The sequence below is a fragment of the Pseudoalteromonas sp. TB64 genome (assembly GCF_000498095.1).
Taxonomy (GTDB): Bacteria; Pseudomonadota; Gammaproteobacteria; order Enterobacterales; family Alteromonadaceae; genus Pseudoalteromonas.
Window position 1 is genome coordinate 1 of sequence record NZ_AUTQ01000014.1, and the last position, 1805, is coordinate 1805.

A 1805-nucleotide genomic window follows, 5' to 3' on the forward strand; every position below is an offset into this window, starting at 1 on the left:
CCGCCACTATTGCACTGGCTAAATTAATAAAAGAAAAACAGCCTAAGCTGTATAACTTCTTTTTTGGTTTGCGTAGTAAAAAAGCGCTTGCTGAGTTGGTTGATGTATTTAACATGACGCCGCTGGTGCATACGACGTCGCGCATACCTGCAACGCAAGGCTGTACAAGCTGGGTTGCACCAATGAGCTTTCATCCGGTTAATAAAAACGCGGTTATTTGTTTTGATTTAACTCAAAGCCCGCAAGTACTTATTGATTTAAATGTTGAAGAGTTACGTAAACGTTTATACACCAAACGCTTAGATTTAGCCGAGGGCGATTTACCTGTTGGCTTAAAACTGGTTCATTTAAACAAGTGCCCTATTTTAGCGCCTGCTAAAACGTTATTGCCTGAAAACGCCGCCCGTTTAGGAATTGACCGTGAGCAATGCTTAGCTAACTTAGCTATTTTAAAAGCCAATACCGACCTTCGCGATAAAGTAACGGAAGTGTTTAACGAGCAAGGCGATTACAGCGCTACGACTAACGTTGACTACTTACTTTACGATGGGTTTACAAGCCATGCCGACAAAGCTAAATTTGCGATTATTCGTGATGCTAAGCCAGATGATTTGGCTGGGTTGAATTTAGACTTTGAAGATAAAAAGTTTAATACGTTGTTGTTTAGATACCGCGCTCGTAACTGGCCCGAAACGCTAAACCAACAAGAGCTTGATCAATGGCGTCAATATTGCCAAAACAAGTTAATGCACGGTGAAGATCAACCATCAATTAATGCGCAAGATTTTATGATCACCCTCGAAAATTTAGCGCATGAACATGATGATAGTGAAAAAAACCTTACCATTTTAAAGGCGTTGTATAACTACGCACAAAGCATGTAATTTGCTGTAAGAGTCGAGCTTGCTCACGTGAAAAGCGCAGCTTTTAATATTATCTGCGCCATTTTAAAAACTCCGTTTTTATACGCAAGCAAGCTTGGCGTCTACAAGTTAAACACACCGCTACACTTTAGCGGTAAGAGTCGAGCTTGCTCACGTGAAAAGCGCAGCTTTTAATATTTTTACCTTTTTAAAAACTCCGTTTTTATACGCACTACAAATTAAACACACAGCGACACTTTGGCGGTAGACGTCGAGCTTGCTCACGTGAAAAGCGCCGCTTTTAATATCTGCGCCATTTTAAAAACTCCGTTTTTATACGCACTACAAATTAAACACACAGCTATACTTTGGCGGTAAGAGTCGAGCTTGCTCACGTAAAAAGCGCAGCTTTTAATATCTTTACCTTTTTAAAAACTACGTTTTATACGCAAGCAAGCTTGGCGTCTACAAGTTAAACACACTGCTATACTTTGGCGTCTACACCGACATACTCAACGTAAACGTTATTTTTTATGTAGCGCTTCAATACGTGCTAGTAAGCTTGAGGTGTCGTATCTGCCGCCGCCGAGTGCTTGTACGTCGGCGTAATATTGATCGACCGTTGCGGTCATTGGCAGTGTTGCGCCGTTGTTTTTGGCTTCATCGAGCGCAATGCCTAAATCTTTACGCATCCAATCTACGGCAAAACCAAACTCATATTCACCCGCCCACATTGTTTTGTAGCGGTTTTCCATTTGCCACGAACCGGCTGCGCCTTTAGATATTGTTTCTATTACTTTTTCACCGTTAAGCCCAGCTTGCTTGGCAAAATGTAAGCCTTCGGCTAAACCTTGCACTGCGCCAGCAATACAAATTTGATTAACCATTTTACATAACTGGCCCGAGCCAACGCCGCCTAGTAATTGACTAAAACGGCTAAAT

2 protein-coding genes are annotated in these 1805 nt (G+C 41.8%); one reads left to right on the plus strand and one right to left on the minus strand.

All coding sequences use genetic code 11. The features are described 5' to 3' along the window. The coding region (gene sbcB, locus L647_RS0100510; protein WP_024609477.1) for an exodeoxyribonuclease I at positions 1–884 on the plus strand (884 nt) is incomplete at its 5' end. Between the two features lie 503 nt (positions 885–1387). Here the strand turns inward: sbcB and L647_RS0100515 are convergent. Beyond that, positions 1388–1805, minus strand: a 418-nt coding sequence (locus L647_RS0100515; RefSeq protein WP_024609478.1) for an NAD(P)-dependent oxidoreductase, incomplete at its 5' end; no start/stop codon positions are given.